16 protein-coding genes and 1 pseudogene are annotated in these 15264 nt (G+C 41.5%); 1 reads left to right on the top strand and 16 read right to left on the bottom strand.

Annotated features, from left to right (window positions below; translation table 11 throughout):
* Window positions 1–22: 22 nt before the first annotated feature.
* From M2444_RS01330 to M2444_RS01295, 8 genes and pseudogenes are all read right to left on the bottom strand, one after another.
* Window positions 23–898 (bottom strand): serine/threonine protein kinase, encoded by an 876-nt coding sequence (locus tag M2444_RS01330; protein ID WP_094878281.1) that lies wholly within the window; start codon window positions 896–898, stop codon window positions 23–25.
* A 22-nt stretch (window positions 899–920) separates the two neighbouring features.
* Window positions 921–1169, bottom strand: a pseudogene (locus M2444_RS01325) (GNAT family N-acetyltransferase); the annotation flags it as partial.
* A gap of 98 nt (window positions 1170–1267) precedes the next feature.
* The gene (locus tag M2444_RS01320; protein ID WP_094878279.1) at window positions 1268–1537 is read right to left on the bottom strand and encodes a PQ-loop domain-containing transporter; all 270 of its coding nucleotides are present in this window, start codon (window positions 1535–1537) and stop codon (window positions 1268–1270) included.
* Window positions 1538–1631: 94 nt separating this feature from the next.
* Entirely contained in the window at window positions 1632–2606 is a 975-nt protein-coding gene (locus M2444_RS01315) for an ROK family protein (RefSeq protein ID WP_280786036.1), read from the bottom strand.
* Between the two features lie 106 nt (window positions 2607–2712).
* Window positions 2713–4221, bottom strand: a complete 1509-nt coding sequence (gene pdxR / locus M2444_RS01310) for a MocR-like pyridoxine biosynthesis transcription factor PdxR (RefSeq protein ID WP_094878277.1) — start codon at window positions 4219–4221, stop codon at window positions 2713–2715.
* Window positions 4222–4254: 33 nt separating this feature from the next.
* Window positions 4255–4566, bottom strand: a complete 312-nt coding sequence (locus M2444_RS01305) for an AzlD domain-containing protein (protein ID WP_280786035.1) — start codon at window positions 4564–4566, stop codon at window positions 4255–4257.
* A complete protein-coding gene (locus M2444_RS01300; RefSeq protein ID WP_094874154.1) occupies window positions 4563–5306 on the bottom strand; it encodes an AzlC family ABC transporter permease in 744 nt (247 codons plus the stop codon). Before M2444_RS01300 ends, M2444_RS01305 begins: the two co-directional genes overlap by 4 nt.
* Before the next feature lie 983 nt (window positions 5307–6289).
* Complete coding sequence (locus M2444_RS01295) at window positions 6290–7393, bottom strand: PRK06851 family protein (protein WP_280786034.1); 1104 nt, start codon at window positions 7391–7393, stop codon at window positions 6290–6292.
* Between the two features lie 303 nt (window positions 7394–7696).
* Between M2444_RS01295 and M2444_RS01290 the strand changes: the two genes are divergently transcribed.
* Window positions 7697–7930 carry a hypothetical protein gene (locus M2444_RS01290; RefSeq protein WP_280786033.1) on the top strand — a complete coding sequence of 78 codons (234 nt, stop codon included), beginning with the start codon at window positions 7697–7699 and terminating at the stop codon, window positions 7928–7930.
* Between the two features lie 217 nt (window positions 7931–8147).
* On the opposite strand, the gene M2444_RS01285 is transcribed toward M2444_RS01290, so the two are convergent.
* From M2444_RS01285 to M2444_RS01250, 8 genes are all read right to left on the bottom strand, one after another.
* Window positions 8148–8789 carry a thermonuclease family protein gene (locus M2444_RS01285; protein WP_280786032.1) on the bottom strand — a complete coding sequence of 214 codons (642 nt, stop codon included), beginning with the start codon at window positions 8787–8789 and terminating at the stop codon, window positions 8148–8150.
* A 170-nt stretch (window positions 8790–8959) separates the two neighbouring features.
* Window positions 8960–10138: an MFS transporter gene (locus M2444_RS01280; protein ID WP_280786031.1), complete on the bottom strand. Its 1179-nt coding sequence runs from the start codon at window positions 10136–10138 to the stop codon at window positions 8960–8962.
* Window positions 10139–10221: 83 nt separating this feature from the next.
* Window positions 10222–10533: an ArsR/SmtB family transcription factor gene (locus M2444_RS01275; RefSeq protein WP_094874126.1), complete on the bottom strand. Its 312-nt coding sequence runs from the start codon at window positions 10531–10533 to the stop codon at window positions 10222–10224.
* A 49-nt stretch (window positions 10534–10582) separates the two neighbouring features.
* A complete protein-coding gene (gene mraY / locus M2444_RS01270; RefSeq protein WP_280786029.1) occupies window positions 10583–11536 on the bottom strand; it encodes a phospho-N-acetylmuramoyl-pentapeptide-transferase in 954 nt (317 codons plus the stop codon).
* A 324-nt stretch (window positions 11537–11860) separates the two neighbouring features.
* Window positions 11861–12316, bottom strand: coding sequence for a hypothetical protein (locus M2444_RS01265; RefSeq protein ID WP_280786028.1), 456 nt, complete (start codon window positions 12314–12316; stop codon window positions 11861–11863).
* A gap of 170 nt (window positions 12317–12486) precedes the next feature.
* Window positions 12487–13230, bottom strand: a complete 744-nt coding sequence (locus M2444_RS01260) for an ABC transporter permease (protein ID WP_179281745.1) — start codon at window positions 13228–13230, stop codon at window positions 12487–12489.
* A gap of 48 nt (window positions 13231–13278) precedes the next feature.
* Window positions 13279–14028, bottom strand: coding sequence for an ABC transporter permease (locus M2444_RS01255; protein ID WP_042193809.1), 750 nt, complete (start codon window positions 14026–14028; stop codon window positions 13279–13281).
* A gap of 124 nt (window positions 14029–14152) precedes the next feature.
* Window positions 14153–15208, bottom strand: coding sequence for an ABC transporter ATP-binding protein (locus M2444_RS01250; protein ID WP_042187774.1), 1056 nt, complete (start codon window positions 15206–15208; stop codon window positions 14153–14155).
* Window positions 15209–15264: the final 56 nt, after the last annotated feature.

Here is a 15264-nt window from a genome sequence, read left to right as displayed (position 1 = left end):
CAGTTCTCACTTCCCACCCGCCTCAACAATCCCCTGCTCTATCCCAAGCTAATTTAAATTCCGCTACACTCTGATACCGCTGCTCACGCTCCAGGCTAACCGCCCGTAAAGCAATATCGTAGTGCGCTTGGCTCGCTTCCCATTTTGCAAACGACCGTTCGGAGGCTCTTCCTAATAGAACAAATGCTGTTGCGCCCATATTGAATACATTGGTAACTTCATCAATCGGTGCATCCAAGATAAACTCTTCCGGTGACTTGAATCTGGATGAACCCCAGAAGTTCTCTCCCAGATCATTTACAGTTGGCTTAGGTCTATAAAAATCAATATCACAAATCCTTGTTTCATCGTTCGCGAAATTATAAAGAATACTTCCATCGTAAAAATCGACAGCGACATAACCCTGCAACTCAACATGTTCATGAAACGCAAAAATTACGTCTAAGGACACTAAACGTTTTTCAACAGATAATTGCTTATAGCGGTAAAAAGGCGATTCCGGATGATTCAACTTAGCTTCTCCCGAAAACAGCCAATGCGAATGTAAACATTCACCTTCAAACCATTCAAACACCGCTGCATATCCCGCTCCAACTTCAAAGTGTGACACCAGATTGATCAGCGATTTAGATTCAAGTTCATTATACAACGGAACAGCTTTAATCAAATTATCAACAGCATCTGAGGGGTTCCCATCATAAGTCAAAGGCTTCGCTCCAGCAAATTTCACAAAAACCTTCTGACCCTCCTTCTCCACCCCAAAAGAAAGATTTCCCGAGTCCTGCTGATCGAACACTTTGAACACCCTGCCAAGTTTAGATAACCAAGCAAAATCACAAGGCTCTTGCAATTGAAAAGTTACTGCATCGATTTCGTATGTAAAATATTTTTCGCTCAAATGTACCTCCGCATTTACTAACCTAAGTTAGCTCTATTTTCATAAAAATTCCGGCGATGTTTGTTTCATGAGGACCTGTTCTTTTGACAATTTCATACGGCTTAAATCCTAACCTGGAGTATAATAACATCCCATTAGTATTCACATTATGACAAACCAGATGTAACTCTTGAAGCTGTAAGTCCTCTTTAGCTGCAGCAAGCATGGTACGAATCAAATACTCCGCGGCTCCCTTACCTCTATAATCTGGTGAAACAATAAGATTTCCTAGCCAATATAAATCTTGTTCCTGTCATATTGCGGCATAGTCCGCAGATGCGGCTTTTCGATAACTGTACGTCATTCCGTTTCCTACCTTCTTAACTTCAATCATGTTCTTGCTCGATATTTAAGCACTAGAATAATAACCAGCAGTACAACACATAAGGACATCGTATTCGTAATCAAAAATGCTAAACCTACCCCAGTAACCGCCAAACTGATCGCATAAGCTTCCATAAGACTAATCCCAAGCAGCATAAGCAAATACGACTTCAAATTTAAATCGGCTACGGATTTGGACTTCAAGATCTGAACAATCTGAGGAATCCATCCTACTGAAAGAATCACTCCACCTATTAATTGCATGATTGCAAACATAAGAGCACCTCCACGGACTTTATTACTGTTGTATTCCGGGCGGCTCCGTCTGGTTCCAATCTATGTCAAAATAAAAATAACAAGCAACGTTCAGTTACTCTGCTTCATGAAGCTTACTATACAAATAAGAGGCGGCACCAATCGTTCCGGCCCGACTCCCAAGCTCTGCTTGAACAATTTTACACCTACTGCCAGATAGCTTCAACGCATGCTGATTTACAGTTTCTCTAACAGGTTGGAGCAATTTATCGCCCGCTGCTGCCATCCCCCCACCTACAATAATAAGATCAGGGTTAAGCATATTCACTACATTTGCTAGTCCAAAGCCAAGTATAGTTCCAGTCTCCTGCATGACCTCCATAGAGAGAGCGTCTCCGAGTTCGTAGGCTTCAGATATCATTAGCGCGGTAATTTGCTCTTCTTGATCATTAGTCCAGGTCTGAATCATGCTGGCTCGGCCTTCCTTCAGCTTCTCTTTAAAAGTGTTCACCATGCCAACCGCAGACACATACCGACCCAAGCAGCCACAGCTCCCACATTTACATGGTCGTCCATTTCTGTACATATTCATATGCCCAATTTCACCAGCGCTATATGATGTGCCGTAGATTACTTTCCCGTTGTTCACGATACCCGACCCTAAACCCGTTCCCAAAGTAATCAGAACTAGATTGTTGTAGCCTTTGCCTGCACCTTGCTGCCATTCTCCATACAGATTTACCCTTACATCGTTATCAATAAAAATAGGAAAATCGTAAAACTGCTTCATCTCGTCAACAACATGTACTTGCTCCCACCCCGGAAAATTCGGCGAGAAAAAAGAAATGCCCGCTACCGGATCAAGTAATCCGGGCACTCCGATTCCCATACCTTCTACTAAATCTAGCGAAATATCCGCTTCAACCGTAATCAAACGTACTGCATCTCTAATCCGTTCCAACACATGTAATGGACCTTTAGCAGCTTCTGTTGGCGTGGATACTTCTTTTACTGAAATAAAATCGTTATCATAAATTCCTGCTTTAATATTCGTTCCACCGAGATCAATTCCTATCATGTAGCGTTTCATAAGACCTCCAGAATTAGAAATAACTTCACCTTTCATTATGAATGTCTGAAGGCTGAAACTATAGAGGGAACATTCATGTTAATATGATAAAGTTCCAACATTTCTATTATAAATGACTACAACTAACTGTCGCTTCTGCTTCGGCTAACATCAGTCTGTTCACACCCATCTTAATCTGATTCTCAGTGAGATTAGAATAGCCAACCAGAAACACAGGTCCCTTAGGTTTACTCTCCAGAAAATAAGAAGATGCAGGATATACGCGAACTCCGTAACGGAGCGCCACTTCAGCTATACGCTTCTCTTCGGCATCCGACTCCAGCTCTATCAGTAAATGCAGTCCCGCTTCCTCACCATAATATCGCACACGACTCCCAAATTCAGTATTCAAGCTGTCTACTAGACAGGCTCTACGAGAAGCATACAGCTTTCCCATCTGTGTAACATGCCTTGCATAGTGGCCATTCTGAATAAATTCAGCTAACGCTTCCTGATCCAAAGCAGAAGACATGCGATCTGTAATCCATTTAACGGCCAAAAAAGGTTGAAGCAAAGCCGGAGGCAACACAACATAACCTATCCGCAGAGAAGGAAATAATACTTTACTAAAGCTGCCTACATAAATGACTCGACCCTCAACATCAAGACCAGCAAGCGCGGATAATTTCGGACCCTCGTACCTATATTCACTGTCATAATCGTCTTCAATAATAAAAGCATGATTAGCCTTCGCCCAATCCAACAGCTGAACTCTTCGTTTCAAGGACAGTGTCGTCCCAAAAGGAAACTGGTGAGAAGGCGTAACATAGACTAGCTTTGGCGATTTTTTAAGATTACCTTCTTTATCGTTATCACTGTTTGTTTGGATCTCTTCCACACAGATGCCATCTTGATCTACTTTAACAGGTATGACCTCTACCCCAGCAAAAGAAAATATTTCACGCACAACGCTATGTGATGGATCTTCAACAATGACTTGATCACCTTTAAATAAGAAAATCCTCGATAAAATATCAAGAGCTTGTGTAGCTCCAGAAGTAATCACGATTTGTTCTGGAACAACGGGCATAGACCGCGTGGAACGTAATAAACGAGCAATCTCTCGGCGTAGTCCCAGTGAACCCTCCGCAGGGCCATAGCCTAAAGTATCCGGTGAGGCACGGCGGCAAGCATTCATAAGAGCTTTTTGCCATTGATCCATAGGAAACGCGTCCCAAGCAGGTACACCATGTCGAAAATCGCAAAACACCGGGTTCAAATGATCAACTTCTCTAGTAGAAGGAGGATTAAGCGTAAGGATATCAGGTCCCTTCGTTATAAAATTGTAAGGGCTCTCATAATCTTTTGTAACTTTCTCCTCCAACGTCAACTCCGCAATAAACGTCCCCGCCCCTTTTTTCATCTCCAGATACCCTTCTGCCTGTAGTAGCTCATAGGATTGAAGGACCACGCTTCTAGATACGCCAAGCTGATTGGCCAAAGTTCTAGACGGAGGCAGGGGGTCCCCCCCGCTTAAAGCTCCTGAATGGATAGCATTTCGAACTTGCTCGTAAATTTGACGGCTAAATGGTATCTGTCGTTCTTTATCGAGTGTGATCAGCAAATCGTGCTTCATAAGAGGTCCTCCCCTTCTGTTCCGACTTTTGATTTAAAAATATGGGGTTAGCATTTTTACGAGTATTGCTGCGGAAACAGAGCCTAGAATCACGAAGAGCAGCGGAATTTTTCTAATTAATACCAGTATAACAGCGACAGTCCCTGATGCGATACCCACAAGATTAACATCTGGATCTACCTGAATGATTCCAGGTACCGTTAATGCACTAAGAACCGCTATGGGCAAATACTCCAGCAGCCCTTGGACTTTGGAAGAACCATTCGTATGGTTCGTAAGCAGTAAAGGCACAAAACGAAATAAAAATGTAATAACAGCCATACCTACGATGATTAGTATAGTCATACGGATACCCCCTTCTCCGCTTTGACTTGACCTTTAATTAAGGAACCTACTGCCATGCCGATCAACATAGCTATAAGAATCGAAGAGTTTCCCAGCAAAGGGTTCAGTAGCCAAGATGACCCCGCAGCTGATATACATATAGCCATATTCCGTAAGCTGCCTTTCAATTGAGGTACAACAAGTGCAATAAGTAAGGCATATAATGACGTGTTTAGCGCCGGTAAATATAAAGCTGGGATATAGGAGGCAAGGGTTATCCCCGAAGCTGTTGCTATCAGGTTAGCAACATAGGGAGGGATTTGTAGACCTAGCAGATAAGGAAGTGCTAAGGGCTGGTTCGTTTTTTCATTCTCCGTTTTACGATTTACTTCTTCTCGAGGGATCATACTAACGGCATATACCTCTTCTGTTAAACTGAAGCCAATCCAAGTTCTCGCTAGTACACTGATGTTACGATTTAACTGCCCTCCAAAGGATAAGCTGATAAACAAATATCTTAAGTTAATGATCAGGGTAAGCAGTAAAATCACTGGAGCGGCTGCTCCTGCGGCAAGCATTTTTACTCCGATAAATTGACTAGCCCCCGCAAATACGAGCGCTGACAATAAGAATACTTCCAGACTTCCTAGACCTAACCCCTTACCGACCAATCCAAACGTAAAGCAAGCTGGGATAAATCCTGCAACAATTGCGATAGAATCTTTTAGCCCTGTTCTAAACATTACTTTCTGATCATTCATAAGTTTTTCTCTCCCTTATCGTTGTTACTAGAGAGAGCATACTTGGATACAGTTCCAGTGGAAATAACCACATTGGTGCGTATGTACCATACCAATTTCTTTTCTCACAAAAAAAGACCTGACGTCGTCCTTGGGGTAGAGTTACAAGCTGAGTACATCCGTAATTCCATACTCGTATCCATATACACCTTCGTAGTGAGGTTCCGCTTCGGACCCTAATTGCTTTATTACGATGAAATGAGCACATATATTAGGGACGGACCGTATTGCACTTTTTCTCTAATAACAAGCCCCTTCCCGGGTGATCTGGGGCGAATAACAGCGCTGGCTCGTTTACGCTACAGGCGGCACATTGTATTCGATTTTTCGCATACATTTGGCTCGTTTACGTTACCGGCGGCACATTGTATTCGATTTTTCGCATACATTTGGCTCGTTTACGTTACCGTCGGCACATTGTATTCGATTTTTCGCATACATTCGGCTCGTTTACGTTACTGGCGGCACATTGTATTCGATTTTTCGCATACATTTGGCTCGTTTACGTACCGGCGGCACATTGTATTCGGTTTTTCGCATACATTTGGCTCGTTTACGTTACCGGCGGACATTGTATTAGATTTTTCGCATACATTTGGCTCGTTTACGTTACCGGCGGCACATTGTATTCGATTTTTCGCATACATTTGGCTCGTTTACGTTACCGGCGGCACATTGTATTCGATTTTTCGCATACATTTGTCCGTAGGCTCGACTAAAACATGCATTTCGGAGGATATAAGTTCCTCGCGGTTTTTAGAATCTGACGGATGACTCCTCGTTTATTCCATGTCTCCTGCTTCTTCACGTTCACCCCTCCTTCCTGCTTCTTCACGTTCACCCCTCCTTCCTATTTCTTCGGAGATATCCACATTTTTTTGTATTGTATAATTTCCTAAACAACAAAAAAGACCGCCCTCTAGAGAGCGATCTTAAATGTAGGTTTAAACCTCCAGTGGACTTTCAACAATCTCGTTGATTTCCTCTAAAATCTGCGATTTAATCTTGTCTACTTGATCAAAATCCACGGTTGAAGTATAGATTTGCTTTAACGCAACTAGGAATACTTTTGCGTCTGTAAGATGCTGTGTGGATTGCTTCATGGTGCTCGAATATCGCTCTTTAATGCCAGCTATAGCTTCAGAGTATTCTTCATCTGTACCAGGCAGTATACACCGGGAATACATATCGACGATCTCGTCGGTGTCCCGATCTGGATAGTACTCATGGGGAGCCGTGCTATCAAAAATAGCAAATCCAAGCTCACGCACAATAATCATATCAAGGCTGTTTGGATCGAAGCCACAGTGGTAAATTTCAACATCGAAACCACGCTTGATGCCTTCAGCCGCTATTTTTTTCAGCAGTGTAGATTTTCCGGAGCCCGCACGTCCTTTAACCAGATATCTTTTTAGTCCTGAGGTTAGATTAGGAACAAAATCCACTGCCCCCTTAGGCGTCGCCGCACCTAAAAAACGATGATCTACTCGGCTAGCTGTTTCAGATCTCTGATCACCGAACAGAAGCAGAATATACTCCTGTGTCAGCTCGTCGGCTGCTTGAAAATCCATTTTCGCGATGTAAATCGCTTCCCATTCGTCATGTATGCGAAGAGCTTCAGCAAAGCCGGCATAAGCCAATTCATGTTCTTGTTTAATGGCTCCAACTAAATTATCGATTTCCAGCTTCTGCTGACACAACTGGAACTGATCTGCGGCCTGCTCCAAATCTACGAATACGATGGACTCTTCAGGCAGTTCAGGGTTTATTACTCGCGGAGCTGTTCCATCCACAATTCCTATATTTAATTTGGGAATAATCACACCGTCGAATGAATCGTTATCTGATGCAGTGTGGATGAACCAAATCTCAAAACCTTGTTGATTCAACTGCTCTCCAATTTCTCTAATCAGTTTGGTCTGCCCCGTACCTGGGCCTCCTTTTAAAACATACAGACGCGTTAAACTTTGCAATGACGACTCATAGAGGCTGTAAAAGCCGTGAGCCGTATTCCCGCCAGCAAAGAAATTGAGGATTGTTCCGTTCATAATCGCACACCTTTCCGGGCTAATGTCATGGTTCATATTTCATCGTATTATGATTTGCTGGGAAAGGTGACACTTGGCGTAAGATGTTCAGTTATTCTTGCAGTTCAATTTCATCTTTTCTAAATCCCCCAGTAAATTCATTCTTCTAAAGTTTCCCCAAGCTCCATAATATAATTACTCAAACGAAACAACACCCTTCTACTTTTAAATAAGCACATAAAGAAGACAAGCATACGTACTTTACTGCATAGAAATTATACTGTATATTTATACCATTTAAGTGACGTTAATGGAGGGGTTCACTTGAAGAAAAAGAAATCAAATTCAAATACTCTCATTGTCTTCTCTCTTCTAACATTTGCGAGTTTAATCATTATCTTCTCTTATTTCTCATTAACTGGCTTACCCAATAAGAAACGCGAAATAGCAGATCAAGTAAAAACCTATCTAATCAATAAAAGATTAAATAATTCTGATAATATTCAGGATGTAAATGGAGTATACGTTTTAAATATGGATACTATCAAGCTGTTGTGAATTTTAAGGATGAACCTAACGTTAATTATACTTATGAAAAAAGAGATGGGGTTTTCACACTCATTGGAGTATCAAATTTACATGGAAATCATATAGATGAAACATTTTATTAAAATAAACATCCCGATAGGTAGCCATCTACCACGTAAAAGCAAAAACACACTAACTATTATTTAGTGTGTTTTTACTTAAATATCTTGACCTTCTATGAAAACTGTTAACGTGATGACTTAGGAGTTGCTGTAGGCTTAGGAACTTTAAAACCATATTCTTGTGCGTAATTTTCAATACTCCAGATGCCGATTCCCTGCTCTCTTGCTTGATCCTGAATAGCTCTAAATTGATCTACGTATTTCGTATTAGGTGCAAATACATATGCCACACGTGCATAACCCTGCTCTAGCAGAAGCTCATTAAACATTTTGCCATCGATATAGAGATAACAGAGTAGACGACCATATTTATCTCGTTCTGATACATCTAGTTCAATTTGCACATCTTTATTTGTAAGCATCTTTTTGGCATAATCAGAGGCTTCTATCGTAAATGGCTGAGGCTCAGGGATATTCGGATTTACGGATTCTGGAGTATCGACTAGTAGTAAGCGCACCGTTTCTTTTTTACCGTCAATCGTCAGCTTCATGGTGTCACCATCAACTACCCGTGTTACCTTAGCATCTAATAAGCGTCTGTTGTCCTCTTGTGCATTCTTTGCGGTAGCATCAGATTTAGGGTTAGGACTTGTTGTTATAGATGGAACTGGATCTGAAGTAGACTGTTCGGCGATGGTGCAACCGGTAGCTATCCCTAGTATGAGGGTGATGGCTAAACAAATTTTTAATAGATACATTTTACTCATGGATAAACCTCTTTCTTATACATATGTAATAGCTTCATGGGGTCTAATTAAAATAAATCAAAATAGTGAAAAACACAAGTTTGTATTACTTAATATAGAAAACAACGACAGCTATGTACCAGAAAATAAGATACATGGCTGTCGCTGTTTTAATAAATTCATAATGTCCGTTAATCACCCATCTTAGCTTCTGTTACGTTTAATTTCGAAATTTTTATTTTAATAATGATCGTTAAGAACGCAAGCAGTGAGAACACAATCCCCACCCAGATGAGTTGATGTATTCCCGAATGAGAAATAAACCAACCGCCGATGGCAGTCCCTATAGTAATTCCAAGATTAGAAAAAGAGATAAACAAGCTATTACCAAATTCAGGAGCTTCTTTTGCCTCGGTCGTTAACCAGGCTTGACTGACAATGAGTCCGCCGGAATGCACTGCCCCCCAAATGATTATGATAATAACCATCGGAATGAAATAAGATCCTAGATAATAAACGAAGAGGTAAGTTACCGCATATAGCAGAGGAAACATGATGACGGTCTTTGGAATGCTTTTATGTAAAAGGCCCCCAAATAAAAAGTTCCCAAAAATCATGACTATACCAAAGACCATCAACATGATACTAATCCATGATCCATTCATATGTGTTACTTGACCAAGATACTCAGCGAAGTAGCTATATACAGAAAACATAGCTGCAAAGATAAAAATAACCGTTACAATATTTAACCATAATAGGGGTTTGCGTAGTATACCAAGCTGCTTGCCATAAGACATTTTTTCTTTAACGGGCATGGAAGGAAGCCAAGCGAGTATCCCTAAAAAGGCAATTACACTTACAACAGCACCAAACAGGAAAGCAACTTCTAATGATATTTTGTCCGCGAGATAAGAAGTCAAAGGCACACCAAAAGCAAACCCGACTGTGATTCCAGCGAAAACCTTTGTAACTGCTTTGGTGCTCTTTTCTGGAGGGACAAGTTGAGCAGCGGTCACAAGAGCAACTGAAAAAAAGACAGGATGAAAAATAGCAGGGATAATACGAAAAATCAGCATTACTTCAAACATAGTTGTATAAGCGTACACAACATTTGAAACTGCAAAAATAAGTACAGCCGTTAATAGAATAACTTTACGATTAATACCAGAAGCCAGTAATGTTAGAAATGGACCAGAAATAGCAACGACTAAAGCAAATATACTTACAAGCCATCCAGTCTGTGAAGTCGATATATTAAATTTTTGAGTTATTTGCGGAAGAACACCTATAATCCCCATTTCCGTAGTGATAATACCAAATACACCTAAAGCCAGAATAATGATGAGCAACGGGTTAATCTTTTTCATTTTTAAAATAATCCTCCATTTTATATTCACATATACAGATTTGTAGATGTGTATCATCAAAAAAAAGGCTTCCCTCCTCTCATTTATAGTTTCTGTTTAATATACTCGGAAAATTCCTGAATTGTCTTCTCGTTCCGACGATAGTACGTCCACTTCCCAATTCGCTCAGATTCCAACAAACCAGCTTTTTGCATAGTCAATAAATAGCTCGAGATAACAGACTGTGCTAGTCCCGCTTTAGCTTGAATATCTCCCACACATATACCAGTTCGAAAACTTAGGCCTTGTTGTAAATAAGGCTTCTCATCAAAGTATTCCTCCGGAGTTTTTAACCACATCATAATTTGACTACGTGTCTCGTTAGACAAAGCTTTAAATATCACTAAAGGTTCCATGCATTTCATTATATCTACTTTTATAGATTTGTAAATATAAAAGAGTTATTTAGTGCATGAGATATTTCCAAATTAACCAGCAAATCAGTATGGAAACCCACGAAATGAAACCGAATATCATCACGATTTTGTTTTCGCTCCATCCGTATTTTAAACTAAAATGGAAATGGATCGGAGCCATCCGGAACAGCCGCAGCTTCGTGCGTTTGTAGTACCAAACTTGCAAAATAACCGACACCTGCTCCGCAAAATAGACGAAAAACAAAATCGGAAGCAAAAGCTCGACCTTCTCAATGACAGCCAAAATAGAAAGGGAGCCACCGATCGCCAGTGATCCTGTATCGCCCATAAACGCTCTTGCCGGATAAATATTGTAAAGGAACAGCCCAAGCAAACAGCCGATCATGACAAGTGAAAATGTCTGCACTTCAGGTTTGTCCGAAATCATAAAAAAGAAAAAATACGTTGGAATGGCTACATTGATCAGTAGCCCATCAAGACCGTCCGTAAAATTGATGGCATTTGCGGAGCCCACCACAAACAGCAAAATGATTCCGACATAAAGGTACAAAGGCAATTGCAAATAGTGCCCTTGAAACAACGCAATATCGCTCGTCAGGCCGAATGAATGGAACAACACATACAAAATGGATCCAGTAAAAATAAATTGTAACACTAGCTTTGAGCGACCGGTGATGCCGGACGGATTTTGCCAAAAAGCCTTTTTGAAATCATCCAGAAATCCGACGGAGCTGAACAACAAAAACGTGACGCATAAGAGTAACATTAGAGGTCCGGGATGAAACTGTAACGAGATCGCTATTCCGATAAGCAGGACCAACCCTGCCATAAGCGGTGTACCACGTTTGGCCTGATGATCCGCTGGTAACTCGGAGCGAATTGGCTGCGTTAGCCTCAGCCTGTGCAGTGTCCAGATCAACAACGGCGTAAATATCGCCACTAGAAGAAAAGACAGGCCGGAAATAGCCAAAATTCCAAACATATAACAAACTCCCCCATTTTTGAAAAGCATTATTTTAACACTTCCACTCCATGTACTCTACTCTGGAACCTAACTCACACTCACAAAATTGTTTTGAGAGTTATTAAGATCGCTTAAATTATGTAAAGTTTTATCCCTCTCACTTGTATCTTTATTAAAATGATATATGTAAATAAAATTTTGATAAAGAGAAAGTATTCTATTTTTATTTCCTATTTTCGCTCGTCATTTAAGAAATACTTCCGATCAATAAATAAAGGACTACCTATTCGGCAGCCCTTCATTTATTTCGCATCCCCCTTTGTTTTCAAAATCGATAATTACCTAAAAGTCTAGCTCTGCTAACTCCTGAAGGTTTTTTTCAATATCACCATCAGGATTTAACGCTTTGATCATCTCTTTTGTAATAGCTGCACCCTCATAAACTTGTGCAACAACCTCTAAGGGGAGTGAGAGTTCAAAATAACCTTCGGCAAATTCCACAAAATCCTCTGCTGTGCGGAAAATAGTTCGTAGCAAAAAGTCCGAACCATCCTCTGCTCCCGTTGGAATCTCTACCTTCCCCTTCTGCCACGTCAAGTCATTATTTTCACGCCAAAAACAAAAAGTAACATCATCCTTAGTTATCGCCTCATCTTCCAGTAAAGACAATAGTGAAGTTGGGGCTTCTTCATAGATTCCTGGCCAAACTTCATGTTCGTCGCGCGCATATGGACTTACTTCTGACTCATGATCAAATCCTTTAATTATCGTTCCTTGAGGTGCAATAATAATAAACAAATGATCACCTGATCCATTGTCAATCGATGCTAAGGAAACGTTCTTATCGAATTCAGAAACAAAACTATGATAGCGAAGTTATTAATGATTTTAGCATATTCATGAATTAGGAGTAAAAAAAAAGACTACCCGAAGGTAGCCTTTCCAACATAACAAGACACTAGCTTAACTCAAGAGCCCGCTCCCTTATATCTTCTAACACCATAACTCCATGCTAACAGACCAATCCCAAGGAATATCGCACCTACAACAGGTGTCATCAGCGCAAGGTTTGTCATCTCATCACGCTGCAGGAAGAGCGCTGCCGGATAGACTCCGACGAATGCAAACGGAATGACCCACGTAAGCAGCACCTGAATGGCGCGATTGTAGATCGTTACCGGATAACGACCGTAGGTCTGAATGTTGTACATTAACGGGAGAATCCCTGTTGGAGCATCAGAATAGAATGATAAAGAAGTCAGTGTCGTATAAATCCCCGTATAAATGGCGACGGCACTTAACGTAAGAATGATCAGAGCCGGTATCGTCCACCATTCAAAGGGAAGACCCAGATTACTACCACTGATGGCCATAATAATAATACCTATGAATGAGCCCATTAGTGCTGGTGGATCAACATTTTCCAAAAAGATCTGGAACAGATTATGCGCCGGACGCGTCAAAATACGGTCCATCTCACCTTTGACGATATAACGCTCACTAAATCCCCATAGATTCACAAAACAACTAAACACCCCAAAAGGCACCATAAAGAACCCATAAACGAACACTACTTCGTTCTGATTCCAGCCGCCAAGGCTATCCGTATGCATGAAGATTACTAGTATAAAGATAAAGTTTGTAGCCTGAAAGAGCAAATCCGATATGACTTCTACCCAGAAATCGGCGCGATAGGTGAGCCGGGACTTCATATAATTCTTGATGTATTCAATTAATAATCCAAGGTAATACACGTTTCCTCAACCTCCCTGCACGAAGAGACGCTGCCGCGCCGCATGATATAACCAGACAATTGGAATCAGTAAGGCCAGGAACCAAACGATCTGTATCCCCAGTACATTCCAAATTCCAACCCCTTGTACCCGTCCTGTAAATACAGAACCTGGCAAGTAAGTAATCGCCTGAAACGGCAGCACCTTAAGTATAGAAGATAGCCAGTCAGGAAACAGACTGATCGGCACGATCAGACCAGAGAACAGATCAACAATTACCCGCTTCATACGCATCATGCCCTCATTATTCTCAACAAAGAAAGCCGAGAGCCCCGTAATAATATTGATCTGTGAATTAATCAAAAAGCTGAAAAAGAGCATTACAAGAAAACCCGCCCAAGCAGATGGTGCTGTCGGTAATTGAACCGGGAACAACAACATCGCTATAGCCATACCCGGAATCATAAACAAGAGGAAGCGGAACATTCCCTCACCGAGTCCTTGCATCATTTTGACTAAGACATAGTTATAAGGCCTTATAAACTGGATAGCGATACTTCCGTCTCGTATATCCGTAGAGATCTCACGATCTAGATTATTAAAATAAAACGCACGAGCCATCCAAGAAACAGCGACATAAGACGTCATTTGAGTTGCGGTAAAGCCACCAAGTGAATCCCCATTACCATAGATGGCCATCCACGTGAAATAGTTAACTCCGATATTCAGTGAATAGATCAGAATACCTGAGTAGTAGTTAATCCGATAAGCAAGCATGGTAAGGAACCGGATTCGTATAAAATCTAAGTACGCCCCAAATAGTAATCTACGACTATTCTCTGGAAGACCACCTGAAGAACCTCCTGAGGACGAAGACATAGCTGTTGCAGCATTAAGCTTATCAGACATGTAAAGCCTCTCTTTCATCCTTCAGAGCGGCAGCTTGTTTCTCTGGTTTATCCGCAGACCCGGATTGATAAATACTGCGAACAATATCATCCGTATTCGTCTCAATGATTTTGATATCAGTAATGTCGGCTTTCCCTACTACCCGTCCCAAAACATCGGATACATTAATATCCAGCGGTATCCAAACCGATGCTCCAAGATCGTTGTCTGCAGACCAAGTAACCGGCATCCCTTCAGTCCAAAGCTCAAGCAATTGCCGTTTCGTTGCATTTCCGAATTGAAATTGAACTTCACGTCCGGTTCCCCAGCGCTGTTTCAGATCTTCTAGGCCGCCGTCATAAATAATCCGACCATCATCAAGCATGATCACCCGCGAGCAAAGAGCTTCAATATCTTGCAGATCATGTGTAGTCAACAGTATGGTTGTTCCATGCTCACGGTTCATATCTTTAAGGAATTCACGGATCTCTGACTTCACCACAATATCTAAACCAATGGTTGGCTCGTCCAGAAATACAATCGAAGGGTTATGAAGTAATGCTGCGACTAATTCACAACGCATCCGCTGACCGAGACTGAGCTTGCGAACAGGACGATTCAGTAGTTCTTGCAACTGCAATCGTTCGACCAATTCATCCAGCCGTTTCTTGAAGTCTTGTTCAGATACCCGGTATACCTTGCGCAGCAGCTGGAAGGATTCAATGACCCCAATGTCCCACCACAGCTGGCTGCGTTGCCCGAACACCACACCGATGTTCTTCACGAATTTCTCGCGCTCCAAATAAGGAACATAACCGCCCACCGTAAGATTTCCAGAAGTGGGTACGAGAATACCCGTGAGCATTTTGATCGTGGTTGATTTCCCAGCACCGTTCTCACCGATATAGCCACAAATCTCACCTTCGGGAATGGAAAAGGAAATATCCTTCACAGCCGTTACTTCCGTATACTCCCTTTTAAACAAATCAGCGAAGGCCCCTTTGAGACCTTCGCGGTTTTTTTGTACTTTGAATGTTTTGCGTAAGTCTTGTACTTGAATAGCAGTCATATTGTACCTCACTAAGCTTAAAGTTGGGTTCCAGTAACCCATTATAATCGAAGGAG

Origin of the sequence: Paenibacillus sp. PastF-3, from assembly GCF_029893135.1 — a bacterium.
Classification (GTDB): domain Bacteria; phylum Bacillota; class Bacilli; order Paenibacillales; family Paenibacillaceae; genus Paenibacillus_AQ; species Paenibacillus_AQ nitricinens.
Note: the sequence above shows the minus strand (reverse complement) of the source record. Positions and strands in the feature narration are given on the sequence as shown.

Coding starts and splice junctions, on each gene's coding strand:
- M2444_RS01315 (WP_280786036.1), bottom strand. CDS start 2,606: ATGAAACGCTACATGATAGGAATTGATCTCGGTGGAACGAATATTAAA.
- M2444_RS01295 (WP_280786034.1), bottom strand. CDS start 7,393: ATGAACGGAACAATCCTCAATTTCTTTGCTGGCGGGAATACGGCTCAC.
- M2444_RS01255 (WP_042193809.1), bottom strand. CDS start 14,028: ATGCTTGCTTATCGGATTAACTACTACTCAGGTATTCTGATCTATTCA.
- M2444_RS01320 (WP_094878279.1), bottom strand. CDS start 1,537: ATGTTTGCAATCATGCAATTAATAGGTGGAGTGATTCTTTCAGTAGGA.
- pdxR (WP_094878277.1), bottom strand. CDS start 4,221: ATGAAGCACGATTTGCTGATCACACTCGATAAAGAACGACAGATACCA.
- mraY (WP_280786029.1), bottom strand. CDS start 11,536: ATGTTTGGAATTTTGGCTATTTCCGGCCTGTCTTTTCTTCTAGTGGCG.
- M2444_RS01275 (WP_094874126.1), bottom strand. CDS start 10,533: ATGGAACCTTTAGTGATATTTAAAGCTTTGTCTAACGAGACACGTAGT.
- M2444_RS01280 (WP_280786031.1), bottom strand. CDS start 10,138: ATGAAAAAGATTAACCCGTTGCTCATCATTATTCTGGCTTTAGGTGTA.
- M2444_RS01285 (WP_280786032.1), bottom strand. CDS start 8,789: ATGAGTAAAATGTATCTATTAAAAATTTGTTTAGCCATCACCCTCATA.
- M2444_RS01250 (WP_042187774.1), bottom strand. CDS start 15,208: ATGACTGCTATTCAAGTACAAGACTTACGCAAAACATTCAAAGTACAA.
- M2444_RS01305 (WP_280786035.1), bottom strand. CDS start 4,566: ATGACTATACTAATCATCGTAGGTATGGCTGTTATTACATTTTTATTT.
- M2444_RS01300 (WP_094874154.1), bottom strand. CDS start 5,306: ATGAATGATCAGAAAGTAATGTTTAGAACAGGGCTAAAAGATTCTATC.
- M2444_RS01260 (WP_179281745.1), bottom strand. CDS start 13,230: ATGAAGTCCCGGCTCACCTATCGCGCCGATTTCTGGGTAGAAGTCATA.